22 protein-coding genes are annotated in these 24,204 nt (G+C 69.8%); 11 read left to right on the forward strand and 11 right to left on the reverse strand.

All coding sequences use genetic code 11. The features are described 5' to 3' along the window. Positions 1-121: 121 nt before the first annotated feature. Positions 122-790, reverse strand: coding sequence for a class I SAM-dependent methyltransferase (locus BJ988_RS04065; RefSeq protein WP_179656835.1), 669 nt, complete (start codon positions 788-790; stop codon positions 122-124). 118 nt (positions 791-908) lie between these two features. Between BJ988_RS04065 and BJ988_RS04070 the strand changes: the two genes are divergently transcribed. After that, the gene (locus tag BJ988_RS04070) at positions 909-2,879 is read left to right on the forward strand and encodes a TIGR03960 family B12-binding radical SAM protein (RefSeq protein ID WP_179656836.1); all 1,971 of its coding nucleotides are present in this window, start codon (positions 909-911) and stop codon (positions 2,877-2,879) included. A 3-nt stretch (positions 2,880-2,882) separates the two neighbouring features. On the opposite strand, the gene BJ988_RS04075 is transcribed toward BJ988_RS04070, so the two are convergent. Next, on the reverse strand, positions 2,883-3,266 hold the full coding sequence (locus BJ988_RS04075; protein ID WP_179656837.1) for a RidA family protein: 384 nt from the start codon (positions 3,264-3,266) through the stop codon (positions 2,883-2,885). Positions 3,267-3,331: 65 nt separating this feature from the next. Between BJ988_RS04075 and BJ988_RS04080 the strand changes: the two genes are divergently transcribed. Then, positions 3,332-3,835 (forward strand): GNAT family N-acetyltransferase, encoded by a 504-nt coding sequence (locus tag BJ988_RS04080; protein ID WP_218860584.1) that lies wholly within the window; start codon positions 3,332-3,334, stop codon positions 3,833-3,835. Here BJ988_RS04080 and BJ988_RS04085 read toward each other — a convergent pair. Both BJ988_RS04085 and BJ988_RS04090 read right to left on the reverse strand, forming a co-directional pair. Next, a complete protein-coding gene (locus tag BJ988_RS04085; RefSeq protein WP_425490799.1) occupies positions 3,787-4,176 on the reverse strand; it encodes a GNAT family N-acetyltransferase in 390 nt (129 codons plus the stop codon). The genes BJ988_RS04080 and BJ988_RS04085 overlap by 49 nt on opposite strands. 41 nt (positions 4,177-4,217) lie before the next feature. Next, complete coding sequence (locus BJ988_RS04090; protein WP_179656839.1) at positions 4,218-5,198, reverse strand: endonuclease/exonuclease/phosphatase family protein; 981 nt, start codon at positions 5,196-5,198, stop codon at positions 4,218-4,220. Between the two features lie 100 nt (positions 5,199-5,298). Here BJ988_RS04090 and BJ988_RS04095 point away from each other — a divergent pair, with 100 nt between their 5' ends. The 3 genes from BJ988_RS04095 (at position 5,299) to BJ988_RS04105 (ending at position 11,435) form a co-directional block, all read left to right on the forward strand. Continuing rightward, on the forward strand, positions 5,299-6,027 hold the full coding sequence (locus tag BJ988_RS04095; RefSeq protein WP_179656840.1) for a TIGR03936 family radical SAM-associated protein: 729 nt from the start codon (positions 5,299-5,301) through the stop codon (positions 6,025-6,027). 24 nt (positions 6,028-6,051) lie between these two features. Then, complete coding sequence (locus BJ988_RS04100) at positions 6,052-7,248, forward strand: winged helix DNA-binding domain-containing protein (RefSeq protein WP_179656841.1); 1,197 nt, start codon at positions 6,052-6,054, stop codon at positions 7,246-7,248. A gap of 413 nt (positions 7,249-7,661) precedes the next feature. After that, complete coding sequence (locus BJ988_RS04105; RefSeq protein ID WP_179656842.1) at positions 7,662-11,435, forward strand: Rne/Rng family ribonuclease; 3,774 nt, start codon at positions 7,662-7,664, stop codon at positions 11,433-11,435. An 89-nt stretch (positions 11,436-11,524) separates the two neighbouring features. On the opposite strand, the gene BJ988_RS04110 is transcribed toward BJ988_RS04105, so the two are convergent. The 5 genes from BJ988_RS04110 to BJ988_RS04130 all read right to left on the reverse strand — a co-directional run bounded on the left by BJ988_RS04110 (position 11,525) and on the right by BJ988_RS04130 (position 17,086). After that, on the reverse strand, positions 11,525-13,000 hold the full coding sequence (locus BJ988_RS04110; RefSeq protein WP_179656843.1) for a mannitol dehydrogenase family protein: 1,476 nt from the start codon (positions 12,998-13,000) through the stop codon (positions 11,525-11,527). Then, positions 12,997-13,836 carry a carbohydrate ABC transporter permease gene (locus tag BJ988_RS04115; protein ID WP_179656844.1) on the reverse strand — a complete coding sequence of 280 codons (840 nt, stop codon included), beginning with the start codon at positions 13,834-13,836 and terminating at the stop codon, positions 12,997-12,999. The genes BJ988_RS04110 and BJ988_RS04115 overlap by 4 nt, the downstream gene beginning before the upstream one ends. Further along, a complete protein-coding gene (locus tag BJ988_RS04120) occupies positions 13,836-14,795 on the reverse strand; it encodes a carbohydrate ABC transporter permease (protein ID WP_179656845.1) in 960 nt (319 codons plus the stop codon). The genes BJ988_RS04115 and BJ988_RS04120 overlap by 1 nt, the downstream gene beginning before the upstream one ends. Next, positions 14,795-16,171 (reverse strand): ABC transporter substrate-binding protein, encoded by a 1,377-nt coding sequence (locus BJ988_RS04125; protein WP_179656846.1) that lies wholly within the window; start codon positions 16,169-16,171, stop codon positions 14,795-14,797. Before BJ988_RS04125 ends, BJ988_RS04120 begins: the two co-directional genes overlap by 1 nt. Before the next feature lie 132 nt (positions 16,172-16,303). Beyond that, positions 16,304-17,086, reverse strand: coding sequence for a DeoR/GlpR family DNA-binding transcription regulator (locus BJ988_RS04130; RefSeq protein WP_179656847.1), 783 nt, complete (start codon positions 17,084-17,086; stop codon positions 16,304-16,306). Positions 17,087-17,373: 287 nt separating this feature from the next. On the opposite strand from BJ988_RS04130, the gene rplU reads away from it, so the two are divergent. Both rplU and rpmA read left to right on the forward strand, forming a co-directional pair. Beyond that, the gene (gene rplU, locus BJ988_RS04135) at positions 17,374-17,676 is read left to right on the forward strand and encodes a 50S ribosomal protein L21 (protein ID WP_292648642.1); all 303 of its coding nucleotides are present in this window, start codon (positions 17,374-17,376) and stop codon (positions 17,674-17,676) included. A gap of 36 nt (positions 17,677-17,712) precedes the next feature. Further along, entirely contained in the window at positions 17,713-17,970 is a 258-nt protein-coding gene (rpmA, locus tag BJ988_RS04140; RefSeq protein ID WP_179656849.1) for a 50S ribosomal protein L27, read from the forward strand. 56 nt (positions 17,971-18,026) lie between these two features. On the opposite strand, the gene BJ988_RS04145 is transcribed toward rpmA, so the two are convergent. Beyond that, on the reverse strand, positions 18,027-18,881 hold the full coding sequence (locus BJ988_RS04145) for an LLM class flavin-dependent oxidoreductase (protein WP_179656850.1): 855 nt from the start codon (positions 18,879-18,881) through the stop codon (positions 18,027-18,029). A 77-nt stretch (positions 18,882-18,958) separates the two neighbouring features. Here BJ988_RS04145 and obgE point away from each other — a divergent pair, with 77 nt between their 5' ends. From obgE to BJ988_RS04165, 4 genes are all read left to right on the forward strand, one after another. Next, positions 18,959-20,521, forward strand: coding sequence for a GTPase ObgE (gene obgE, locus BJ988_RS04150; RefSeq protein WP_179656851.1), 1,563 nt, complete (start codon positions 18,959-18,961; stop codon positions 20,519-20,521). 98 nt (positions 20,522-20,619) lie between these two features. Further along, positions 20,620-21,732, forward strand: coding sequence for a glutamate 5-kinase (proB, locus tag BJ988_RS04155; protein WP_179656852.1), 1,113 nt, complete (start codon positions 20,620-20,622; stop codon positions 21,730-21,732). Positions 21,733-21,828: 96 nt separating this feature from the next. Then, entirely contained in the window at positions 21,829-22,803 is a 975-nt protein-coding gene (locus BJ988_RS04160) for an endonuclease/exonuclease/phosphatase family protein (protein WP_179656853.1), read from the forward strand. Positions 22,804-22,812: 9 nt separating this feature from the next. Next, a complete protein-coding gene (locus BJ988_RS04165) occupies positions 22,813-23,322 on the forward strand; it encodes a hypothetical protein (protein WP_179656854.1) in 510 nt (169 codons plus the stop codon). Here the strand turns inward: BJ988_RS04165 and BJ988_RS04170 are convergent. Next, positions 23,319-23,861 (reverse strand): GNAT family N-acetyltransferase, encoded by a 543-nt coding sequence (locus BJ988_RS04170; protein WP_179656855.1) that lies wholly within the window; start codon positions 23,859-23,861, stop codon positions 23,319-23,321. The two genes, BJ988_RS04165 and BJ988_RS04170, sit on opposite strands and share 4 nt — an antisense overlap. Positions 23,862-24,204 lie beyond the last annotated feature (343 nt).

Consider the following 24,204-nt stretch of genomic DNA (forward strand, 5'->3'; position numbering starts at 1 on the left):
CCAGCCAGCTGAAGCCGTTGGGGCCGTCCGGGAGGGGGCGGCCCCAACGCCTATCTCTCGAGCAGCTCACGCAAGGCAGTTGTGGCGCCCCGGGCGTCACAGAGGCAGTGGTTCCGGTCCGTTACGAAGGCTTGGTCCAGGCGATGGTGTGCCGGAACCCGAGGCGGTGCCGGAGCGAGGCGCCCGGCATGACGTCCGTGAGGACGCCCTGCAGCTCGGCGAACGACATCGTCGGGTCCTTGACGGGGAAGGCCGGCTGCGATGCGCCGTCGTCGCTGGGCCAGGGATGCTTCACGTAGCCGATCGCAGGGTTCGTCACCATCGATGCGAGGTCCCACAGGTGGTCGGTGACGTCCTGAGGAGGAGCGAGGCCGACCGCCAGGAACCGCCCGCCCGGTTCGAGGATGTCGCGCACCTGCTGGAGAGCGTCGGCGACGTCGAGATGATGCAGGACCGCGACCATCGTCACCAGGTCGACCGGCCCGTCGATCCAGGTGCCGTCGTGGATGGTGACGTTGGGCAGGCCGGCGCAACGGGTGGCGGCCTGCCCCCTCATGGCGCCGTCGCGATCGGTGCCGTGGACCGTCGTGAACCTCGGCGAGAGCGCGGCCAGCAGCCCGCCCCGGCCGCAGCCCACGTCCAGCGCTGTGCGTCGCCGGGCGGGGAGGTTGGCCAGGATCCAGCTGTGGAAGTGGTCGTTGTGGCTCCAGGGGTGGCGCGCGTTGAGCGTCGCCACGGCGTCCGAGAAGACGCCCCCGGCGAACTGTTCAGACCACCGTCGCAATGCCATGGCGTCATTCTTACCCGCCGACGTCGGCGAGATCGCGCGGCGACGCGAGGTTTGGTGGGGGAGTCAGGGGGCGGCGTACGCTTGGGGTTGATCGTTCCCGAGCTTTGAGGTGCCCATCGTGACCGTCGCCCAGAGCGACCTCGTTCCTGAATCCGTGTTCCCCCGGCTGGAGCCGCGCCTGGCGCTGGTGTCCAAGCCGATCCAGTACGTCGGCGGGGAGCTCAACTCGACCGTCAAGGAGTGGAACGACGTCGAGGTGCGCTGGGCGCTGATGTATCCGGACGCCTACGAGGTCGGGCTGCCGAACCAGGGCGTCCAGATCCTCTACGAGGTGCTCAACGAGCGCGACTGGATCGCGGCCGAGCGCACCTACGCCGTGTGGCCGGACCTCGAGAAGATCATGCGCGAGGGCGACGAGCAGGGCCCGATCCCGCAGTTCACCGTCGACGCCCACCGCCCGGTGAAGGCGTTCGACGTGCTCGGGCTCAGCTTCTCGACCGAGCTCGGCTACACCAACATGCTCAACGCGCTCAGCCTCGCCCAGATCCCGCTGCACGCGGTCGACCGCGGCGACGACGACCCGATCGTGCTCGCCGGTGGCCACGCCGCGTTCAACCCGGAGCCGATCGCCGACTTCCTCGATGCTGCCGTGCTCGGTGACGGCGAGGAGGTCGTGCTCAAGATCTCCGAGGTCATTCGTGAGTGGAAGCAGGACGGTCGCCCCGGTGGCCGTGACGAGCTGCTCCGCCGGCTGGCGGTCTCCGGCGCGGTCTACGTGCCGAAGTTCTACGACGTGAACTACGCCGCCGACGGCCAGATCGATGCTGTCGTGCCCAACCGCCCCGACATCCCGTGGCGGGTCAAGAAGCACACCCTGATGGACCTCGACGCCTGGCCCTACCCGCGCAACCCGCTGGTGCCGCTGGCCGAGACCGTGCACGAGCGGTTCTCCGTGGAGATCTTCCGCGGCTGCACCCGCGGCTGCCGCTTCTGCCAGGCCGGGATGATCACCCGTCCGGTGCGTGAGCGCTCGATCAAGACCATCGGCGACATGGTCGAGAACGGGATCCGGAAGTCCGGCTTCGAGGAGGTCGGGCTGCTCTCGCTGAGCTCCGCCGACCACACCGAGATCGGTGACGTCGCGACCGGGCTGGCCGACCGCTACGAGGGCTCCAACGTCTCGCTGTCGCTCCCGTCGACGCGCGTGGACGCCTTCAACATCACCTTGGCCAACGAGTTCTCCCGCAACGGCCGCCGCTCCGGCCTGACCTTCGCGCCCGAGGGTGGCTCGGAGCGGATGCGCAAGGTCATCAACAAGATGGTGACCGAGGAAGACCTGATCCGCACCGTCGGTGCCGCCTACTCCCACGGCTGGCGCCAGGTGAAGCTCTACTTCATGTGCGGCCTGCCGACCGAGACCGACGAGGACGTGCTCCAGATCGCCGAGCTCGCCAAGAAGGTCATCGCCAAGGGCCGCGAGGTCTCGGGCCGCAACGACATCCGCTGCACCGTCTCGATCGGTGGCTTCGTACCCAAGCCCCACACCCCCTTCCAGTGGGCCTCCCAGCTCGACCACGAGACCACCGACGTGCGGCTGCAGAAGCTGCGCGACGCGGTCCGCTCCGACAAGAGGTTCGGCCGCGCGATCGGGTTCCGCTACCACGACGGCAAGCCCGGCATCGTCGAGGGCCTGCTGTCGCGAGGCGACCGCCGGGTCGGCCGGATCATCGAGCAGGTCTGGCGCGACGGCGGCCGCTTCGACGGCTGGAGCGAGCACTTCTCCTACGACCGCTGGATGACCGCCGCAGAGACGGGCCTGGAAGGCACCGGCGTCGATCTCGACTGGTACACCACCCGCGAGCGCGAGTACGACGAGATCCTCCCCTGGGACCACCTCGACTCCGGTCTCGACAAGGACTGGCTCTGGGCAGACTGGGAAGACGCTCTCGCGGTCGCCAACGGCGAGGACATCGAGGTCGAGGACTGCCGCTGGACGCCTTGCTACGACTGTGGTGTGTGCCCGGAGATGGGGACCGACATCCAGATCGGCCCCACGGGTCAGAAGCTGCTCCCGCTGTCCGTGGTGTAGGGCTCAGCTGGTCGCGGCGGTCGCTTCGATCTCGATGAGGACGTCGGGGCGGAAGAGGCCCGAGACCTGCACCAACGAGCTGGCGGGCGGATGCTCGACGTCGATGAACTCGTCGCGTACGCGCCGGATCATCGGCAGCTCGGTGGTGGAGACGACGAAGTAGGTCAGCTTCACCACGTCTGCCCAGGTGGCGCCGACCGCGGCCAGGGCAATGCCGAGGTTGGTGAAGGTCTGCCGGGTCTGGGCCTCCCAGCCGTAGGCCACGGTGCCCTCGGCGGCCATGCCCACCTGCCCGGAGATCACCACCAGTCTGGCGCCGGGGTCGGTGATCACCAGGTGGCTGTAGCCGGCGGGGGCGGGAAGGTCCTCGGGGGACACGAAATCCATTGGCCGAAGGTAGACCCGGCTTCACGGACGCGCGAATGAATACTTCTGCGGCTAGGTTCTGGTCTGTGAGCGACGCCTTCGACGTACGTCTGGCCGGGCCGGAGGAAGCGCCTCTTCTGGCCGGCCTGCGCCGGGCCTGGGTCGAGGAGACGGCGATGAGCTCGGTCGACGACCCCGGGTTCGAGGAGCGCTTCGACGAGTGGATGCTCAAGGAGCGCGAGCAGCGGCTGACCTGGCTCGGCCGCGTCGGCGGCGAGCCGGCCGGCATGGTCAACATGCTGATCTTCACCCGGATGCCGAGACCCGGCCAGGAACGGCCGTCGCGCTGGGGCTACCTGGCCAACTTCTACGTCCTGCCCGAGCACCGCAACAGCGGCCTCGGCACCGAGATGCTCGACGCCCTCACCGACCACGCGGACGCGGAGGGATTCGTACGCGTCGTGCTGAGCCCCAGCGAGAAGTCGATCCCGTTCTACGAGCGGAGCGGCTTCCGGGCGGCGTACGACCTGATGGTCCGGCCTCAGCCGACCGGGCGGACCCAGCGGCGCCAGTCCTCCTGGGGCTCGTAGCCCAGGCTCTTCCACAGCGACTGCCCCAGATCGTTGTCCTCGAGCACCATCGCGTCGATCCGGCCAGCGCCCAGGGCGACCAGGCGGTTCTCGGCGTGGGCCAGGAGCCGGCGGGCGAGCCCCTGGCGGCGTACGTCGGGGTGGACCGCCAGCCGATAGAGGTGGGCGCGCCAGCCGTCCCACCCGGAGATCAGCGATCCGACGACCCGTCCCTCCGCAGTCACCGCGACCGTGCAGGCGTCGGGGTCGCGCGCGATCAGCGCCTCCACCTTCGCCGGAGAGTCGGCCGGCCGCGAGTCGTTCTCCGCCGCCACCTCCCACAGCCCGATCAGTGCAGGCACATCAGGCAGGCCAGCAGGACGAAGCTCGATCACAGCCGGACTCAGCAGTCCGCGGCGCCGCGCATCGAGAAGTCGACGGTGACGGCGTGGTGGTCGGACAGGCGGGTGGGGGAGACGTTGCCGTCGCCGGCAGCCAGCCAGGAGTTGGGGAGCAGGTAGTCGACGCGGCCGCCACCGTCGTGGCTGGCCCCGAGGGAGGCGCCGGCGTCGGACAGCGTGGCCAGGGCGGTGCCGAGGACGCCCGAGCCGTGGCCGGCGTTGAGGTCGCCGCCCAGGAGCTTGGCGCCGTCGTAGGCGTTCACCTTGGCCATCACCGCGCCGATCTGCGCCTGCCGGAGCGAGTCGGAGGTGTGGTCGAGGTGGGTGTTGAAGACGACCAGTCGCTGGCCCTCGACGATGATGTTCGCCCGCAGCACCCCGCGCTGCTCCTTGCCGCCGCTGTTGGGCAGGTGGGTGTTGTCGTAGCCCTCGATGGGGAAGCGCGACAGGATCGCGGTGCCGTAGCCACCGCGGTCGGTGATGTAGGCGTTGGCGCCGAAGACGGACTGCATGCCCAGGTGGGAGGCGATGATCGCCGGCTGGTCGACGTTGCCCGAGCGACGGCGGTTCTGGTCGATCTCCTGGAGGAGCACGACGTCGGCGCCGGCCGAGCGGATCACGTCCGCGATGCCGCCGAGCTCGCCGGGAGAGACCTTGCCGCCCTTGATGTTGAACGTCATCACGGTCAGGTTGCGCGGGACCGCGCACGGGTCGATCTTCGGCTTCTTCGGGATCTTGTCGATCGCGGGCGGCGCCTTGAACGTCTTGAACTTCGGCAGCGGCTCCGGCTCAGCGGACGGGCTGGCCTCGAGCGGCTCGGCGCTGGGCGAGGGAGAAGCGTCGGCGGAGGCCTGCGTCGAGTCGCCCAGCCGGGGCGCGAGAACGCTCAGGGCGGCGATGGCACCGACGGTGAGGGCAACCGCAAGGATCGGCAACAGCTCTTTGAGGCGTACCGAGAACTGCCTGCTTCTGTGGTGGCTCACCGCGCGAGTCTCCCATTTTTCGTACGCGAACCGTTACCGCCAGTTCGCGTTGCATTCGCCGGATGGGTCATCGTGCCCCAGGACCGACATAATCGGTCCCGTGCGTCAACAGCCCGAACAGCAGGCCCCGCCGGTCCAGCGTCTCCGCATCCGCTATGCGAAGCGCGGCCGGCTCCGGTTCACCAGTCACCGCGACTTCAGCCGTGCCTTCGAGCGCGCGGTCGCACGGGCCCGGATCCCGGTGGCCTACTCCTCGGGGTTCAACCCGCACCCGCGGATCTCCTACGCCGGTGCCGCGCCGACGGGAGCGGCGAGCGAGGCCGAGTACGTCGAGCTGGGGCTGCGTGAGGTCGTCGACCCGGCCACGACGAAGGCTGCCCTGGACGAGGTCATGCCCGACGGTCTCGACCTGATCGACGTGGTCGACACGGCCACCTCGCCCAAGGGCGCACTGGCCGACCTGCTCACCGGCAGCGAGTGGATCATCGACCTCCCCACAACGCCGGAGGACGCCGCTGCGGCGGTCGAGGCGTTCGTCGGCGCCGAGGAGGTCATCGTGTCCCGGATGACCAAGAAGGGTCTGCGTGAGTTCGACGCCAGAGCCGCGGTCGTCCGCCTCGCCGCAACGCCCCGCGAAGGCGGCTCGCGGTTGGAGCTGCTGCTCAAGCACGGCACCCCGGCCGTACGCCCCGACGACGTCGTCACCGGCCTGGAGCGCATCGGTGGGCTGAAGGTGGGTCCCGAGCACGGCGGGCTCCCGCTGCTGACCCGGCTCACCCAGGGCGTCTTCGACGAGGAATCCGGCACGATCGGCGACCCGCTCCACTGATGTGCCCGCGATGAGGCTCTGCCGATGAGAATGGTCACCGACCGCGAACGCCGGGCGAGGCTCGCCCGCCGGCACGGGCTCGCCCCCGCCCGCAGGTATGCCGACGTGGCCGCCGCGACGCAGGCAATGACCGTCTGGCACGCGACCGAGGCGGCCACGGTCCACCTCGCCCTGCACGCGCGGGTGCACGACCTCCGGGTCGAGGACGTCGAGCGGGTGCTCTACGAGGAGCGGTCGCTGGTCAAGCAGCTGGCGATGCGGCGTACGCTCTTCGCCTTTCCGCGGGACCTGCTCCCGGCGGCCTTGGGTAGCGCCTCGGCCCGGGTGGCGGCCCAGGAGGAGAAGAACCTCCACAAGTGGCTGACCGCGGGTGGCATCGACGAGGACCAGGACGGTTGGATCGAGAAGACGTTCGCGGCGACGCTGGCGGCGCTCGCCGACGGTGAGCCGCGGACCACGACACAGCTGCGTGAGCTGGTGCCGGAGCTCGACGTCCGGTTCCGGATGGGCGCGCCGGACAAGAAGTGGGGCGGGGAGTTCGCGATCGGCCGCTGGGTGATCGGCACCCTCGCCGCGCAGGGGCGACTGGTGCGAGCGAACAATCTCGGCCACTGGCGGCTGAGCAAGCCGGCCTGGACGCTGGCGGAGACGTGGCTGGGCGAGGCGCCCGATCCGCTTCCCGCCGCCGAGGGGTACGCAGCCCTCGTCCGCCGCTGGTTGGGGACCTTCGGCCCCGGCACCGAGACGGACCTGGTCTGGTGGCTCGGCTCCACGAAGTCGGCGGCGCGGGCCGCGCTCGCCGCGGTGGAGGCCGTGCAGGTCGGGCTCGAGGGCGGCGGCGTCGGCTGGGTGCTCCCGGAGGACCCGATCGCCGCCGCGCCCGAGCCCGAGGCGGAGCCGTGGGCAGCGTTGACGCCCACCCTCGACCCCACCGTCATGGGCTGGAAGGAGCGTGGCTTCTATCTGGATGCCGACGATGTGGCGTACCTCTTCGACTCCAACGGCAACGCCGGCAACACCGCCTGGTGGGACGGCCGGATCGTGGGGGCGTGGGCGCAGGACGACGGCGGCCGGGTGCACCCGATCGTGCGACACGACATCGGCGAGGCCGGACGGAGGGCCCTGGAGGCCGAAGCGGCGCGGCTCACCGAGTGGCTCGACGGCGTCGTGGTCGTGAACGTCTACAAGTCGCGACAGATGAAAGAAGCGACGCTTCCCTGAGCCTCGTTCGATGTCCGGATATCGGTCTGTCGACAGGGAGTATGCGATACTCCGAGACGACTGCTCAAACATTCGGGCCCGACCCGAGGAATGAATAGTCCGACGACGCCTCGCCGGCGTGGGTCCTCCGGGGCCGCACTCCGGCACGCAGGAGGTAGGTCGTCACCAGACCGCGACGCAGGCCTAGCAGGTCAGTGAGAGCGACTCGCCCGGGAAGGTCCCGGACGGCCGAGCGACCGCGGTAGGTGACGAACCGCCGCTTGTGACGCACCGCAGCGGAGGATGCCGCCGCCCTGACAAGCTTTGCGCCGCGACGCGGCTGCTACGTGGAAAAAAGTTCGATACTGCGCAGCGCCCGTTTCCCGGCACCTGACTATCCGGCACCTGTGAAGGTCCCGGATGAGGAGAACGGCATGGCCGACGAGACCAGTGTCGAGAACACCGAGAACGGCGCTGAAACGCCGCAGACTCCGGTGACCGACAACCCCATCACCCCCACGATCGACGCGGAAGCGACCGGCGAGACTGCTCCGGCGAAGAAGACCGCGGCGAAGAAGACCACGCGCAAGCGCACCACCAAGAAGACGACCGGAGCGAGGTCGAGCGGCGAGCTTGCTCGTCCGCTCGCGCCGAGCGAGGGAGTGAGCGAGCGGAGCGAGCAGGCCGCCGCTCCGGCGGAGGCCGTCGAGGCTCCCGCCGCTGAGACGGCTGACGCCGCCGAGAACGCTGAGGCGCCGGCGAAGAAGGCTGCGGCGAAGAAGACGACCCGGAAGCGTACGACCAAGAAGTCTGCCGCTCCGGCGCCGGCCGAGGTCGAGACCGCCGCTGAGACCGCCGCCCCGGAGGTCGAGACCCCCGAGACTCCCGCCGAGCCCGTCGAGGCTCCGGCTAAGAAGACCGCGGCGAAGAAGACCACTGCCAAGAAGGCAGCCGCGAAGAAGTCCACCGTCAAGAAGGCCGCTCCGGTCGTCGAGCCCGTCGAGACGACCGGAGCGAGGTCGAGCGGCGAGCTTGCTCGTCCGCTCGCGCCGCGCGAGGGAGTAATCGCGCGAAGCGCGAAGGCCCCTGTGGCCGACGCCGCCGACGAGACCGACGAGGAGACCGAGGCCGAGCAGGCCGGTCCGGTGGCTCCCGCGGTGCTGTTCCAGCCGCCGACCAAGACGACCACCCGGCGACGCACCCGCAAGACGGCCGAGCCCAAGCCCGTCGAGGAGCCTGTCTCGGCCGCCGAGACGCCCGCCGTGGACGAGCCGCAGGCCGCTGAGCCCGTAGTCGAGCCCGCCGCCGAGCCCGCCGCCGAGCCAGTCGTCGAGCCAGTCGTCGAGCCCGCCGCGGAGAAGGCCCCGGCCCGCTCCCGCAGGCGCAACGGCCGCAGCGCCGCGCCGGTCGAGGAGAAGTCCGCCGACGAGGAGCAGGCCGAGCCTGCCGCCGAGTCCGAGACCGCCACCGACACCGGGTCTGACACCGAGGCCGAGACCGACTCCGACGACAGCTCCGTCGACGACGGTGAGGGTGGCGGCAACGGCCGTCGCCGTCGCCGCCGTGGCGGACGTCGCCGTCGCAAGGGTGCCAACGGTGACGACGGCCCCGAGGCCGACTCCGACAGCAAGTCCGAGGACTCCGAGGCCGAGAACGACGAGGCCGGCAAGGACTCCGACGCCGAGCAGCAGGGCGAGGGCGGCACCTCCCGTCGTCGTCGCCGCCGCCGTCGGGCCGGCGAGGCCTCGGGCGACGGTGGGGACGACCCCGAGAACACCGTCACCAAGGTCCGTCAGAGCCGCACCGGCGACGACCAGATCACCGCGCTGGCGGGCTCGACCCGTCTGGAGGCGAAGAAGCAGCGCCGCCGTGAGGGCCGCGAGGCCGGTCGCCGTCGCGCCCCGATCGTGAGCGAGGCCGAGTTCCTGGCCCGCCGCGAGTCGGTCGAGCGGGTCATGGTGATCCGCGAGCGTGAGGACCTCACCCAGATCGCCGTCCTCGAGGACAAGGTGCTCGTGGAGCACTACGTCGCCCGCGAGTCGCAGACCAGCCTGATCGGCAACGTCTACCTGGGCCGTGTCCAGAACGTGCTGCCGAGCATGGAGGCCGCGTTCATCGACATCGGCAAGGGCCGCAACGCCGTGCTCTACGCCGGTGAGGTCAACTGGCCCTCGCTCGGCTGGAAGGAGGGCCAGCCCCGCAAGATCGAGTCGGTGCTGACCTCCGGTCAGAAGGTGCTCGTCCAGGTGACGAAGGACCCGGTCGGCCACAAGGGCGCCCGCCTGACCTCGCAGATCTCGCTGGCCGGCCGATTCCTGGTCTACGTGCCCGACGGCACCACCTCCGGCATCTCCCGCAAGCTGCCCGACACCGAGCGCAACCGCCTCAAGACCCTCCTGAAGGAGATCGTCCCCGACACGGCCGGCGTGATCGTACGCACCGCCGCGGAGGGTGCCGCCGAGGACGAGCTGACCCGCGACGTCGAGCGTCTCAAGGCCCGCTGGGAAGACATCGAGAAGAAGGCCGGCGGCAACGGCCCGCAGCTTCTCTACGGCGAGCCCGACCTCACCTTGAAGGTCGTTCGCGACCTGTTCACCGAGGACTTCGCCAAGCTCGTCATCGCCGGCGACTCGTCGTGGGAGACCGTCAAGGACTACGTCCAGTCGGTTGCTCCCGACCTCGAGGAGCGGGTGGAGAGGTACGACGGCGACGTCGACGCCTTCGCTGCGTACCGGATCGACGAGCAGATCGCGAAGGGCCTGGACCGCAAGGTCTGGCTGCCCTCGGGTGGATCGCTGATCATCGACCGCACCGAGGCGATGACCGTCGTCGACGTCAACACCGGGAAGTTCACCGGCTCCGGTGGCAACCTGGAGGAGACGGTCACCAAGAACAACCTCGAGGCTGCCGAGGAGATGGTGCGCCAGCTCCGGCTGCGTGACATCGGCGGCATCATCGTCGTCGACTTCATCGACATGGTCCTCGAGTCCAACCGTGACCTGGTGCTCCGTCGCCTGGTCGAGTGCCTGGGCCGCGACCGGACCCGTCACCAGGTCGCCGAGGTCACCTCGCTGGGCCTGGTGCAGATGACCCGTAAGCGGATCGGCACCGGCCTGCTCGAGGCCTTCTCCGAGAACTGTGATGCCTGCGCCGGCCGTGGTCTCGTGATCCACGAGCACCCGGTCGAGGCCGGCAAGTCCTCCGGCGTCGCGCCCGACGAGCCGCGCTCCCGTCGTCGCGGTGGTCGCGGCACCAAGGGCAAGGGCAAGGACGAGATCGGCAACGAGTCCCGTACGGACGCTGTGGAGGAATCCGCCAAGGCGCCCTCGCCCGCCGAGTTCGCCGCCATGGCCAAGCAGAGCGAGGCCGCTGCTGCGGCGACCGAGTCTGCAGAGACCGCGCCCGAGGCGGAGACCGTCGAGCCCGCCGCGGTGGTCGAGCCTGCCGAGGCCCCCAAGGTCACGACCCGTACGCGTTCTCGCCGGTCCAGGGCGTCGAAGTCGGACGAGCCTGTGGTGGCCGAGACCGTCGAGGCGGTCGAGACCGCCCCCGAGGCAGCCGAGACCGCCCCCGAGGTGGCCGAGGCGCCGAAGGTCACGACCCGTACGCGCTCTCGCCGGTCCAAGGCGTCGGCCCCGGCCGAGGCCACGACCGAGTCCAAGCCCGAGTCCAAGCCGGAGGCGCCGACCGAGACGCCGGTCGAGCCCGCCGCTGAGCCGGAGGCCCCCAAGGTCACCACGCGGACCCGCACCCGCCGTACCGCGTCGACCGGTCGTCCGGTCCTGGCTGCCGTCGTCGGCAGCTCTTCCGTCAAGGAGCCGAAGCCGAAGCCGGAGCCCGTGGCGTCGGAGCCGGAGCCCGTCGAGCCCGTCGAGCCGGTCGCCGCCGAGGCGCCTGCTCCCGTGGCCCCGCCCGAGCCCGAGGCGACCCAGCCTGAGACGACCCAGCCTGAGACGACCCAGCCCGAGGTGGCCGAGGTGGCACCGGTGAAGGCCGAGCCGGTCGACTCCAAGCCGAAGGTGGTCACCCGGCAGCGCCGCGGTGCCCGCCGCGAGGTCGTGACCACCGGTGAGGGCGCGGTGATGACCGCGGCCAAGTCCGAGGCGCCGGTCGTCAGCAACGGCACGGCCTCGACCCCGGCTCCCAAGGTCGTGACTCGCACCCGCGGCGGCGCCAGCCGCTCGACCACCCCGTCCGCGGACAGCTGACGGAACCACGACGCCCGGTGACCGCGAACGCGGACACCGGGCGTCGTGCCGTCTGCATCGCGGCCGGCCGGGCGGTTACCGACTGTGTGTCAGACCTCCCATGCCTCGAGAGTCTTGCGCGCGCCGACCGCGTGCAATGACGCCAGCGCCTCGGCGTACGGCTCGGTGAACCCGGGCTGGTCGACGAGGTCACCGAAGAGGTCGGGGTCGCGGAGGAAGGCGAGGGGGTCCTCGCGCTGCGCGATCGCACGGCCCATCACCTCGGATCGGCGCCGGTCGACGATATCGATCGGCGCGCCCTGCTCGTCGACGCCCTCGGCGTAGCGGGCCCAGGAGGCGACGACGAGCGCCGATCGGCGCACCGAGCCTCCCGAGGCCAGCTGAGCCGAGACGACGGGTACGAGCCACTTGGGGATCCGGTCGGAGCTCTCGGCGCACAGCCGCGCCAGCGTGTCGCGGATGTGGGGGTTGGCGAAGCGGGAGATCAGCTCCCGCTGGTAGGCCGCCAGGTCCAGGCCGGGCACCTCGGGCAAAGTGGGGGTGGCCTCCTGCGACATGTAGCCGAGCAGGAAGTCGACGAAGAGGGGGTCGCTGCAGACGTCGTGGGCGTAGCGGTAGCCGGAGAGGTAGCCGAGGTAGCACAGCGCCTGATGGCTGGCGTTCAGCAGCCGCAGCTTCATCAGCTCATAGGGCTCGACGTCGGGCACCATCTCGACCCCGGCCTGCTCGAACGGCGGCCGACCCTGCGGGAAGTGGTCCTCGAGCACCCACTGGGAGAAGGGCTCGCTGACCACCGGCCAGGCGTCCTGGATCCCGAACCGCCAACCGACCTCCTCGATGTCGGCATCGGTGGTCGCCGGCGTGATCCGGTCGACCATCGAGCTCGGGAAGGCCACCTCGGATTCGATCCAGTCGCCCAGGTCCGGGTCGCGCAGGGACGCGAACGCCGACAGCATCGCACGGGCGACCTCGCCGTTGCCGGCGATGTTGTCGCACGACATCACCGTGAACGGAGCGACCCCGGCGGCACGACGGCGCGCCAGCGCCTCCACCACGTAGCCGAACGCGGTCGTCGGCGCCGCCTCCGGCTGCAGGTCGGCCTGGATCGCGGGGTCGGAGGCGTCGAAGCCGCCGGTCGCCTGGTTGACGTGGTAGCCGCCCTCGGTGATGGTCAGCGACACGATCCGGATCCGCGGGTCGGTGAGCAACGCCAGCACGGCCTCGGGGGAGTCGGGCGCGAAGAGGTAGTCGATGATCGAGCCGATCACCCGCCCGTGCACGTCGCCGTCCGGGGCCCGTTCGAGGAGCGTGTAGAGGTTGTCCTGGGCGGCGAGCGCGTCCCGCATGCGTACGTCCTGGGGCATCAGCCCCACGCCGACGATGCCCCAGTCGCTGACACCCGAGGCCAGCAGGTCGTCGACGTAGCGCGCCTGATGGGCGCGGTGGAAGCCACCGACCCCGAGATGCACGATCCCGGGTGTGACGGCGGTCCGGTCGTAGGCGGGTACGGCAACGGCGGCAGAGAGCTCGCCGAGCCTGGCTGTCGTGAGTCGTGCCTCGGTCATTTGACCGCTCCCAGGGAGAGCCCCTGGACGAGCTTGTCCTGGGCGGCGAAGCCGGCGATGAGCACGGGCAGCGAGATCAGCGTCGCCCCCGCGGCCAGCTCGGCGAGGTAGGCGTGCTCGGTCTGGATCAGGGTGTTCACGTAGACCGGGCCGGTCTGCGCGGCGACGCTGGTGAGCACCTTGGCGTAGAGCTGCTCGTTCCAGGCGAAGATGAAGCAGATCAGCGAGGTGGCCGCGACGCCCGGCATGGCGATCGGGGCCACGATGCGGGTCAGGATGCGGAACGTGCTGGCGCCGTCGATCGAGGCCGCCTCGATGATCGCGGTAGGCACCTCGACCAGGAACGAGCGCATCATCCAGACCGCGATCGGCAGGTTCATCGCGGTGTAGATCAGGATCAGGATGATCACGTTGTCAGGCATGTTGATGACCTTCGTCGTGAACAGGTAGAGCGGCAGGATCCCGGCGACCATCGGCAGCATCTTGGTCGAGAGGAAGAAGAACATCGCGTCCGACCACCTCCGCACCGGCTTGATCGCCAGGGCGTACGCTGCGGGAATGGCCAGGACGAGCACCAGCAGCGTCGAGATCACGCTGGTGATCACGGAGTTGATCAGTGCCGGCGTGATCGGGTTCGCCGAGGAGAACAGGCCGGCATAGTTGTCCAGCGTCAGCGGCGCACCCCAGCTGGGCGGATAGGTCTGGGCGTCCTGCGGTGCGTGCAGCGAGGTCAGGACCATGTAGAGGATCGGGATCACGAAGATGATGCCGATCAGCCACGCCGCGAGAGGGATGACGATCTTCGCCACCCGTCGCCGGTTCCAAGTGTGCGTCATCAGCTCTCCTCCTCGAGCAGGGACGACACGACGCGCAGCGCGAAGGTCGCGATGATCAGCGATCCGATGACCACGACGACGCCCAGGGCTGAGGCGACCCCGTAGTCCTTGGCCGAGTAGAACGTCTCGTAGACGGCGAACGGGATGTTGGTGGAGTTCAGGCCGCCGGTCATGCCCAGGACCGAGTCGAAGTTCTGGACGATGAAGATCGTGCCCAGGACGATCGAGAGCTCCAGATAGCGGCGTACGTGGGGGAGCGTCATGTGCACGAACGTCTGCCACGCGTTGCAGCCGTCGATGCTCGCCGCCTCCAGCACCTCCGGATCCTGCGACTGCAAGCCGGCGAGGAGGATCAGCATCATGAACGGTGTCCATTGCCAGATCAGCTCGATCTCGATGGCGAGCTTGGGATGGTCGGTGAGGAAGGCGATGTCCTGGGCACCGGGCACGCCGAGCTGACCGAGCACCCCGTCGACCAGGCCGAACCCGGTCATCAGGATGCCGTTTCCCCAGAAGACCGCGGCTGCGATCGGCACGATCAGGAACGGCGCGATCATCATGGTGCGCACCAGTCCGCGGCCGATGAACGCATGGTTGAGCAGCAGCGCGATCCCGAGGGCGAGCAGGGCGCTGACCCCGACGACGACGACCGTCATCTCGATCGTGTTCAGGACCGCCGTGCGGTAGGCCGGCGTCGTGAACACCGTCTTGAAGTTGTCGAGGCCGGCGAAGCTGCGCTCCGGGGCGTCGGGCTGGGCGCTCCAGCTCATGAACGACATCACCAGCGTCGCGACGAACGGCAGCTGGGTCACCACGATCAGGAAGATCAGGGCCGGCAGCAGCGGCGCCCGCAGCTTCCAGGACTCGCGGCCCCACTTCTTGTACGGCGTGGGCGGCCGCCCCGCGGTCGGCCCCGTCGGCTCCGCCGCTGCGGGAGATGTTGGGGTCACCGCGGCCATCACTGCTTCTCCTTCTGGACGTCGCCGTAGGCCTGGGCGAGGGCCTGGCATCGGTCGAGGGCCGCGTCGGTGGTCTTCGAGCCCGAGATGGCGCTCGAGAGCTGTTTGGCGCACTCGGTGCCGAAGTCGGTGAAGCTCGGGACCCCGACGAACTGGATGCCGGTGTAGGGCCGCTTCTGGACCCCCGGGTTGTCGGCCTGGGCGTTCTTGATCGCGTTCATGGTCGGCGTCGCGAAGGAGCCGGCCACCTCGAGGTACTCGGGGTTCTCGTAGGTCGAGGCGCGCTTGCCCGCCGGGACGTTGGTCGGACCGCCGGTGTCGTTCTCGGTGTCGGCCATCACCAGCTCCTCGTACTCCTTGCTGGAGGCCCAGGCGACGAACTTCTTGGCGTCCTCCTGGTGGCGGGAGGCCTTCTGGATCGCCCAGGCCCAGGTGTAGAGCCAGCCGGCGTTCTCGGTCTGGTCGTGCGGGGCGGCGACGTAGCCGACCTTCCCCTTGACCGGCGACTCGGGCGCTTCCAGCGACCCGGCGCCGGAGGTGGCGTCGTACCACATCGCGACCTTGCCCTGCTGCATGGCGTTGAGGCACTGCGGGAAGCTGAAGGTCGCGGCGCCGGCCTCGCCGTGCTCGCGGACCAGGTCGACGTAGAAGTTGGCGGCCTTCTTGAAGCCGCCCTTGTTGACCTGGGCGTTCCAGTCCTCGTCGAACCAGGTGCCGCCCATGGTGTTGACCACGGTCGTGATCGAGGCGAGGTTGTCTCCCCAGCCGGCCAGGCCGCGCAGGCAGATCCCGCGCATGTCCGGCTCGGCCTCGTTGATCTTGGCGGCGAAGCCGGCGACCTGGTCCCAGGTCGGCTCGGCCGGCATCTCGAGGCCGTGCTTCTCGAAGAGATCCTTGCGGTACATCAGGAACGACGACTCACCGTAGAACGGCTGTCCGTAGACCTTGCCGTTGGCCGAGAGCGCCTCGGTCATGGGGGTGAGGATGTCGTCCTGGTCGAACTCGGGGTCGTTGGAGATGCTCTCCATGTCCGAGATCCAGCCGGCTTCGGCGTAGTAGGGGATCTCGAAGTTGGACAGCGTCGCCACGTCGTAGATCCCGGACTGGTTGGCGAACTCGGTGCTCGCGGTGTCGCGCATGTCCTGCTCGACCTTGACCACGAAGTTCACCTCGATCCCGGTCTCCTTGGTGAAGTGCTCCGCGGTGAGCTCCTGGAGCTCGAGCATCTGTGGGTTGTTGACCATCAGCACCGTGATGCTGTGCTCACCCGCGCTCGTGCCGCCGGCACCGAGCCCGCCCGTCCCACAGGCTGTCAACAAGACCGTGGCCAGTGAGAGCGCTGTGAGCGCTGCGGAGGTCCGTCTCCGTGCCCGCATCTGTCTGCCTCCTCGCAGTGTGACTGTCGTCACCGACCACGATGGCGCAATTTCCGCCGAACCCCCTAGCCCGGTCGACGTGCCCGGAGCGCCCGGTTGCTGCCCGTTCTCGGGCCCATGCTCCGGTCTCTCTCAGGCCCGGACGACCCTGGGCCCGAGCGCCGCGAACCGACGTGCCTCGGTGGCCGAGAGCTCGGTCCCGGTGATGAGGAGCTCGAAGTCGCGTACGCCCGCGAAGCGGCACAGGCTGGAGGCACCGAACTTGGTGTGGGCGCCGAAGAAGATCCGGCGGCGGGAACGCTCGATGGCGGCACGCTTGACCGCGGCCACCGACGGGTCCTGGGTGGTGAGGCCCTGCTCGCGGGAGATCCCGTTGGCGCCGATGTAGGCCAGGTCGATCACCAGGTCGGCCAGCATCCGGGTCGCCCACTGGTCCACGACGCCGCGGGTGATGGTGCGGACGCGCCCGCCCAGGACGATCACGGTGAGGTCCGGGTCGGCGGAGAGCCGGGTGGCCACCGGCAGGGACGGGGTGATGATCGTCGCCGGCCCCTGCCCGAAGAGCTCCTCGGCCAGGAACTGCGGCATGGTGCCCTCGTCGATGTAGATCGTCTCCGCACCGCGCCGGTGCTGGAGGGCGGCCCGCGCGATCCGGTGCTTCTCATCGACGTCGCGGCCCGCCCGGAACTCGAGCGAGGTCTCGAAGCTGCCGCTCTCCAGGGCGACCGCACCGCCATAGACCCGCTCCACGACGCCGCGGTCGGCGAGCACCTTGAGGTCGCGCCGGATCGTCTCGACGCTCACCCCGAGATCGGGGGCGAGGTCGGCGACGGACACCCGCCCGGTCGCGCGTGCGCGCGCCAGGATCTCGTCCTGCCTGGCCTGGTTCGCGTGCGACGGTTCGGTCGGCGTCATGGGCGCCATCATGCCCGCAATCGTGCCCGGTTCGCAGCGGGCGGGCTTGAACCGGGCGCCCGGTTGGCCAGATCGGGGCCCTTGGGCGCACAATGTCCCCGGCATTGTCCAAGCGGACGGTGTCGCGGCGTTTTGCGGCTACCTGGCCGCGTACGTAAGATTGAATCTCGGCGTGCGCAGTGCGCCGTTCCTGCAGGCATCTGCTGGCACCTATCGCTTCGGGGTCCGGTCTGCTTTGCCGCGGGGCGACACAAGACTTTGAGTTCGGAGCAATGAAGGAGACCGCGGTGTACGCGATCGTGAAGGCTGGCAGCAAGCAGCAGAAGGTCGTTGTCGGCGACGTCATCGAGATCGACCGCCTCGACGGCGAGGCCGGTGCTGCGATCTCGCTGCCCGTGGTCATGCTCGTCGACGGTGAGACCGTCACCACGACCGGCCTCGACAAGGCCTCTGTGGCTGCTGAGATCGTCGGTGCCTCCAAGGGCCCGAAGATCATCATCCAGAAGTACAAGAACAAGACCGGCTACAAGAAGCGCCAGGGTCACCGTCAGAAGTACACCCAGGTCAAGGTCACCGCGATCAACGCCTGATTCCGGCGTTCTAGAGACACCTAAAGGACTGAGAAGATGGCACACAAGAAGGGTGCAGCAAGCACCAAGAACGGTCGCGACTCCAACGCCCAGCGCCTCGGTGTGAAGCGCTTCGGCGGCCAGGTCGTCGGCGCCGGCGAGATCATCGTTCGCCAGCGTGGCACCCACTTCCACCCCGGCACCAACGTCGGTCGTGGCGGCGACGACACCCTGTTCGCCCTGCAGCCGGGCGCGGTCGAGTTCGGCAAGCGCCGCGGCCGCCGGGTGATCAACATCGTCCCGGGCGACGCCTGAGCTACGCCTTTCGAAGGGCGCTCCCTGTTGGGGAGCGCCCTTCGGCTATTTCAGGATCAGAGTCTCGCCGCGCGCTGAGCGATCGCCTCGAAGACCTGCTGCGAGAGCTCCCACCGGGTCCCGGCACGGGGCCAGTGGATCGCGATGTCCGTGATCCCGATCTCGGCGTAGGCGCCGGCGAGGTCCTCGAACGCGTCCGCAGACTCGGTCCACGGCTCGTCGGTGAACCCGGACATGAAGAGCTTCGGCATCGCGGCGTAGTCCCGGCCGGCCTCCTCGCAGGCTGCGCGGAGCATCTCGAGCCGTTGGGCGACGTACGCCTTCGGGTCCTCGCCACCAGGGTTGGCGATCCAGCCGTCGCCGACCTCGGCGGCGAGTCGGATCCCGCGGGGGCCGTTGCCGGCCAGCCACATCGGCGTACGCGGCTGCTGGACCTGGCCGGGGGAGACGGTGACCTCGTGGGTCTGCCAGTGCTCGCCGTCGATCGTGACCGGTGACTCACGCAGCAGTCGGTCGACGGTGCGGGTCCACTCCGCGAACCGGTCGGCGCGCTCGCGAGGCGTGAACTTCCGACCGAGCACGTCTCCGTCGGAGGTGTGGTCGTCGCCGCCCGCGCCGATGCCGATCGTCACGCGCCCTCCGGAGATGCGGTCGAGGCTGCGGATCGCCGCGGCGGTCGGGATCGGCGTACGGAAGTTGGGGGTGGTCACCAGCGTCCCGAGCCGGATCGTCGAGGTGAGGGCCGCGGCGGCGGCCATCGACGTGAACGCCTCCTCCCAGGGGCTGTGCCCACGCCAGGCCAGATGGTCATAGACCCAGGCCGTCTCGAACCCGAGCTGCTCGGCCTGAACCCAACGCTCGCCCATCGCCGGCCAGTCCTCGATCGGCCACATCACTGTTCCTACACGCATGCGCACAGTCTGCACCTGGGAACCCATTGCGTCGCGCGGATAACAGGTGTAGGGCCTACCGTCGGTAGGCTGGAGCCATGGCTGTACCCACTTTTGTCGACCGTGTCACCCTCCACGTCGAGGCCGGTCGCGGCGGGCACGGGGTGGCGTCGGTGCACCGCGAGAAGTTCAAGCCGCTGGGCGGTCCTGACGGCGGCAACGGTGGCACCGGCGGGTCCATCATCCTGCGCGTCGATCCCGATGTGACCACGTTGATCGACTACCACCACAGCCCCAAGCGCAAGGCCGCCAACGGGGGCCAGGCTGCGGGCGACTTCAAGAACGGCGCCCGCGGCGAGGACATGGTGCTCACCGTTCCTGACGGCACCGTTGTGACCGACCCGCAGGGCAACGTGCTCGCCGACCTGGTGGGCCCGGGCTCCGAGCTCGTCCTGGCCGAGGGCGGCCGTGGCGGGCTCGGCAACGCGGCCCTGGCCTCCTCCAAGCGCAAGGCCCCCGGGTTCGCGCTCCTCGGCGAGCCGGGCGAGGCACGGGAGATCGGCCTGGAGCTCAAGGTCGTCGCCGACATCGGCCTGGTCGGCTTCCCGAGCGCCGGCAAGTCGTCGCTGATCGCGGCCATCTCGCGGGCCCGGCCGAAGATCGCCGACTATCCGTTCACCACCCTGGTGCCCAACCTCGGCGTAGTGAAGGGCGGCGACATCACCTTCACCGTCGCCGACGTGCCGGGTCTGATCGAGGGCGCTGCCGACGGCCGAGGCCTCGGCCACGAGTTCCTGCGCCACATCGAGCGCTGTGCCGCGCTCGTCCACGTCATCGACACCGCGAGCATCGAGCCGGGCCGCAACCCGATCGACGACCTCGACGTCATCGAGAACGAGCTCTCCCGTCACGGCGGCCTCGAGGACCGGCCGCGGCTGGTCGCGCTGAACAAGGTCGACGTCCCGGACGGTCGCGCGATCGCCGAGATGACCATCGACGAGTTCGAGAAGCGGGGGATGAAGGTCTTCGAGATCTCAGCCGCCTCCGGCGAGGGCACCCAGCAGCTGATCTACGCGATGGCCGAGATCGTCGCCGCCTCCCGCAAGGACGTCCCCACGGTCGCACCGACCCGGATCGTGCTGCGCCCCGAAGGTGTGGAGGGCAAGAACGGCTTCACGGTCAAGATCTCGAAGCACGGCGAATACCTCGTCCGCGGCCCGCAGCCCGAGCGCTGGGTGCGCCAGACCGACTTCGAGAACGAGGAGGCCGTCGGCTACCTCGCCGACCGCCTCAACCGGCTCGGCGTCGAGAAGCGCCTGGTCGAGCTCGGGGCCGTGGAGGGCGACACCGTCATCATCGGAGACCCGGCGAACTCGGTCGTCTTCGACTTCCGTCCCTCGATCGACACCGGCGCCGAGATGCTCGGCCGTCGCGGCGAGGACCAGCGCTTCTACGAGGAGCGGCCTGCCGCCTCCCGGCGACGCGAGATCGACGCCGGGATGGAGACCAAGGAAGAGTACGAAGCCCGCGCCGACATCGCTCGGCGGCTGCGTGACGGCGCCGGCCCGGTCTCGTACGAGATCGGCGGCGAGGACGACCCGGACAACGACTGGGCCGAGAACGACCCGGCCGCGGACTCGGGACAGCGCACAGGGGAGTAGCGGTTCCGCCCGACCGGCGGAAACCTGCGGAGAGATCGGCGTCGGCGCCGGTAGGATCCGGCGCAGCAGGAGCACAGGCTGACGTACGAGGGGGATAGGTGCAGCGCGAGGTCGTGACCGGGGCACGCCGGGTGGTGGTCAAGGTCGGATCGTCCTCGTTGACCACGGCCTCGGGAGGCATCGACCCCGACCGGTTGAGCGCTCTCGTCGACGTGCTCGCCAAGACCCGGGCCACCGGCACCGAGGTCGTGCTGGTCTCCTCCGGGGCGATCGCGGCCGGGCTCTCGCCGCTGGGGCTGGCCAAGCGTCCCCGGGCGCTGGCCAAGCAGCAGGCGGCGGCGAGCGTTGGCCAAGGACTGCTGGTGCACCGCTACACCGAGGAGCTCGCCCGGCACGGCATCATCGCCGGCCAGGTGCTGCTCACGGTCGACGACCTCAACCGGCGGGCGCACTACCGCAACGCCGACGCGACGCTGTCGAAGCTGCTCGACCTGGGTGTGCTCCCGATCGTCAACGAGAACGACACGGTGGCCACCTCCGAGATCCGGTTCGGTGACAACGACCGGCTCGCGGCGCTGGTTGCCCACCTCGTCAAGGCCGACCTGCTGGTGCTGCTCAGCGACGTCGACGCGCTCTACGACGCACCCCCCTCCCACCCGGGCTCACGGCGGATCGACGAGGTCGCCTCGGCGGCCGACCTCGCCGGGGTGACCACCGGCAAGGCCGGGGCCGCCGGGGTCGGCACCGGCGGAATGGTGACCAAGCTCGAGGCGGCCCGGATCGCTGTCGACGACGGCGTTCCGGTCGTGCTGACCTCGGCGGCTCAGGCCGAGGCGGCGCTGGCGGGCGAGCCGGTCGGCACCCTGTTCCACGCCGTCGGCAGGCGGCGGCCGGCGCGGCTGCTCTGGCTGCAGCACGCCACCGAGCCGGTCGGCTCGATCACCGTCGACGCCGGCGCGGTCACCGCGATCAGTCGCCGCGGGGCCTCGCTGCTCGCCGCGGGTGTCACCGGCTCCTCGGGCGCGTTCCGCGCCGGCGACCCGGTCGATGTCGTCGACCCTTCGGGAGCGGCCGTCGCTCGCGGTCTGGTGAACTACGACGCCGACGAGATCCCGCGACTGGCCGGGCGCTCCTCCGGCTATCTCGAGGCCAACCTGGGGGCTGCGTACGCTCGAGAGGTCATCCACCGCGACGACCTGGTCGTCCTGTGAGCGAGCGTAAGCGAGTGAACCGAAGGATGAACACGTCGCCGGGCTCGTATTCTGGCGCTTGCGCTACGGGCGTGGCGACGTGAGCGAGGTGGCGGCTTGAGCCGGGCGCGGTGGGTGCCGCTGGCGCTGGCTTGGGGAGTGTTGGTCCTCTGTGGCCTGCCCGCGCTGGCGATCACGCTCTCCCGGGCGCTGGCGAGCACGGATCTTCGGGCGGTGCGACTGGCTGCGTTCGCGCCATTCGGCGTCGTCCTGTACGCCCTGTGCCTGGTCGCGATCCTCGTCCTGGTGTTGCTTGCCGCCGGTCGTGGTCGGATCAGGCTCGCCGTCGTCGCCGGGGTCGTCGCGCTGCTGCTCGCGGTGCACGTCGCCTGGCAGGCGCCGTTCTACGCCGGTTCCCGGGCGACCAGCGCCGGCGAGCCGTTGACGGTGATGACCACCAACCTCTTGGAGGGCAAGGGCGACATCGACGCGGTGGTCGATGCGGTGAGAGCCAACAAGGTCGACGTGCTCGCCGTCCAGGAGATCACCGCGGAGGCGCTCGGGAAGCTGACGGCGGCACTGGGGGACCAGCTGCCCTACCGAGCCGGTCAGGCCGCACCCGGCACCATGGGCACGATGCTCTTCGCCGACCGCCCGATCACCAAGGCACGCCGGATCGAGACGTCGATGGGGTCGTGGGCGGCCGACGTGGGGGAGTGGCGGGTCGTCGTCGCCCATCCCGCCCCGCCCACGCTCGCGGTGTGGCCTGCCGAGCAGGAGCTGATCATCGAGGAGGCGGCTGCGGAGAAGCCGGACCTCCTCCTGGGAGATCTCAACGCGTCGCTCGACCACCACACGACCCGGCGACTGCTCGACGATGCGGACCTGCAGGACGCTGCCCGGGCGAGCAACGCCGGTTGGCAGCCGACCTGGCCGGCCGAGGGGTTCGCCGGCGTACCTCTGCCGCCGGCGACCGCGATCGACCATGTGCTCATCGGTGACTCCTTGGTCGCGCTGGCGACCGAGACGGTCGAGGTTCCCGGGTCCGACCACTTGGCGCTGGTCGCCTACCTCGGCTCTCCTGAGGGGTAGCCTGCGGCCGTGACGAACAACTCGGACGGTCTGATTCGCTCTGCGCTTCGCGGGAACGAGGAGACCGCCTCGCGGTTGCGACGTACGCAGCTGCTCGGTGTGCTCGCGCTGATGGTCGCGACCCTCGCGTCTCCGGTGGTGCGGCTGGTCGACGACGACGCGGACCTCGACCGTCAGCTCAACATCTGGGCGGCCATCCAGTGGATCGCGGATGCGCAAGACGCCTCCGACGGTCTGCCGGCATCGTTCGCCTGGCTCGCGATCGCGCTCTACGTAGCGCTCCTGTTCGTGGTCTCGGCTCCGGTGCTCGCCATCGTCCTCGCCGTACAGCGGGGCGGTGCGGCCCGCCTCGCCGCCGGGATCGCGGCCGGTGTCGGGTCCGTCGTGACGCTGTCGTGCTGGCTGATCGTGATCGGTGACCCGCCCGAGGGGTTCGCCGATCTCCAGCCGAGCTGGGGCGTACTGCTCCCGATCGTTCTCGGGCTGTGGACCGCCAACATCCTGGAGACCGACGACTAGGGCCGACCTTCGAGGTGGCCGAACCACTGCTCCGCGCCGTACGCGGTGAACCGCTCGACCTCGACGAACCCGAGTCTTCGTGCGAGGCGGAGCGAACGCTCGTTGGCGACCTGGGTGGTGAGGACGACGGGCTCGCCGGGGAGCGTCGCGTCGATCCAGCCGAGCACGGCCCGGACGGCCTCGGACGCGAGACCCGCGCCCCACGCCGTGGGTAGGAATTCGCAGCCGATCTCCACCTCGTCGCCCTCGTCGCGTACGTGGTGCGCCCATGCCTTCTCCCGGCGCTGGACCGTGATTCTTCCGATGAACTCGCCTTCGCGTTCAACGGCGAAGATGCCTGGCCGCGTGTTCGGGTCCGCTGGGATCAGCTCCTCGAGCTGCTCGCGGGTGTGTTGCGGGCCGCCGAGGTATGCCTGCACGGTCTCGGACGAGAGCAGCTCGACCAGTGCTGGTCTGTCTTCGGTCCTGGTCTCGCGGAGGGTCAGGCGCTCGGTGACGATCGGTGTCGGGGGCCAGGGGACGGCACCGAGGGGTTTCATGCGGTTGGACGGTAGCGGATGTGCGGGCCCGGTGGTCGAGCTTGTCGAGACCCGACCTCCGCTGGTCGAGCGCCGTCCCGCTGTTCGAGCCGCCGGAGCCGCTAGGCGGAGGCGTGTCGAGACCAACACAGCTCCCTGCCGGATCGTCCCACCCGAAGGCCGGACAGGGCCGCCGACCCTTCTTCGAGGGTCTTCTCGACCTGCCCCGGAGTCAAGGACGCCCTCCGGGCGCCGGCTCCGCCGGCCGCTTACGCGGTCCTTGACACCGGACCACGTCGAGAAAAAATTTGGCTGGCTATCGGGGCGGCGGCCCGGGTGTGGCGCGGAGGAATCTTGCTTGGGA

Source organism: Nocardioides panzhihuensis, from assembly GCF_013408335.1.
Lineage (GTDB): Bacteria > Actinomycetota > Actinomycetes > Propionibacteriales > Nocardioidaceae > Nocardioides > Nocardioides panzhihuensis.

Excerpts from the sequence above, each read along its gene's own strand:
- BJ988_RS04065 (WP_179656835.1), bottom strand. The coding sequence starts at position 790 with ATGGCATTGCGACGGTGGTCTGAACAGTTCGCCGGGGGCGTCTTCTCG.
- BJ988_RS04075 (WP_179656837.1), bottom strand. The coding sequence starts at position 3,266 with ATGGATTTCGTGTCCCCCGAGGACCTTCCCGCCCCCGCCGGCTACAGC.
- BJ988_RS04100 (WP_179656841.1), top strand. The coding sequence starts at position 6,052 with ATGAGAATGGTCACCGACCGCGAACGCCGGGCGAGGCTCGCCCGCCGG.
- BJ988_RS04105 (WP_179656842.1), top strand. The coding sequence starts at position 7,662 with ATGGCCGACGAGACCAGTGTCGAGAACACCGAGAACGGCGCTGAAACG.
- BJ988_RS04110 (WP_179656843.1), bottom strand. The coding sequence starts at position 13,000 with ATGACCGAGGCACGACTCACGACAGCCAGGCTCGGCGAGCTCTCTGCC.
- BJ988_RS04115 (WP_179656844.1), bottom strand. The coding sequence starts at position 13,836 with ATGACGCACACTTGGAACCGGCGACGGGTGGCGAAGATCGTCATCCCT.
- BJ988_RS04120 (WP_179656845.1), bottom strand. The coding sequence starts at position 14,795 with ATGGCCGCGGTGACCCCAACATCTCCCGCAGCGGCGGAGCCGACGGGG.
- BJ988_RS04125 (WP_179656846.1), bottom strand. The coding sequence starts at position 16,171 with ATGCGGGCACGGAGACGGACCTCCGCAGCGCTCACAGCGCTCTCACTG.
- BJ988_RS04130 (WP_179656847.1), bottom strand. The coding sequence starts at position 17,086 with ATGACGCCGACCGAACCGTCGCACGCGAACCAGGCCAGGCAGGACGAG.
- rpmA (WP_179656849.1), top strand. The coding sequence starts at position 17,713 with ATGGCACACAAGAAGGGTGCAGCAAGCACCAAGAACGGTCGCGACTCC.
- BJ988_RS04145 (WP_179656850.1), bottom strand. The coding sequence starts at position 18,881 with ATGCGTGTAGGAACAGTGATGTGGCCGATCGAGGACTGGCCGGCGATG.
- obgE (WP_179656851.1), top strand. The coding sequence starts at position 18,959 with ATGGCTGTACCCACTTTTGTCGACCGTGTCACCCTCCACGTCGAGGCC.
- BJ988_RS04170 (WP_179656855.1), bottom strand. The coding sequence starts at position 23,861 with ATGAAACCCCTCGGTGCCGTCCCCTGGCCCCCGACACCGATCGTCACC.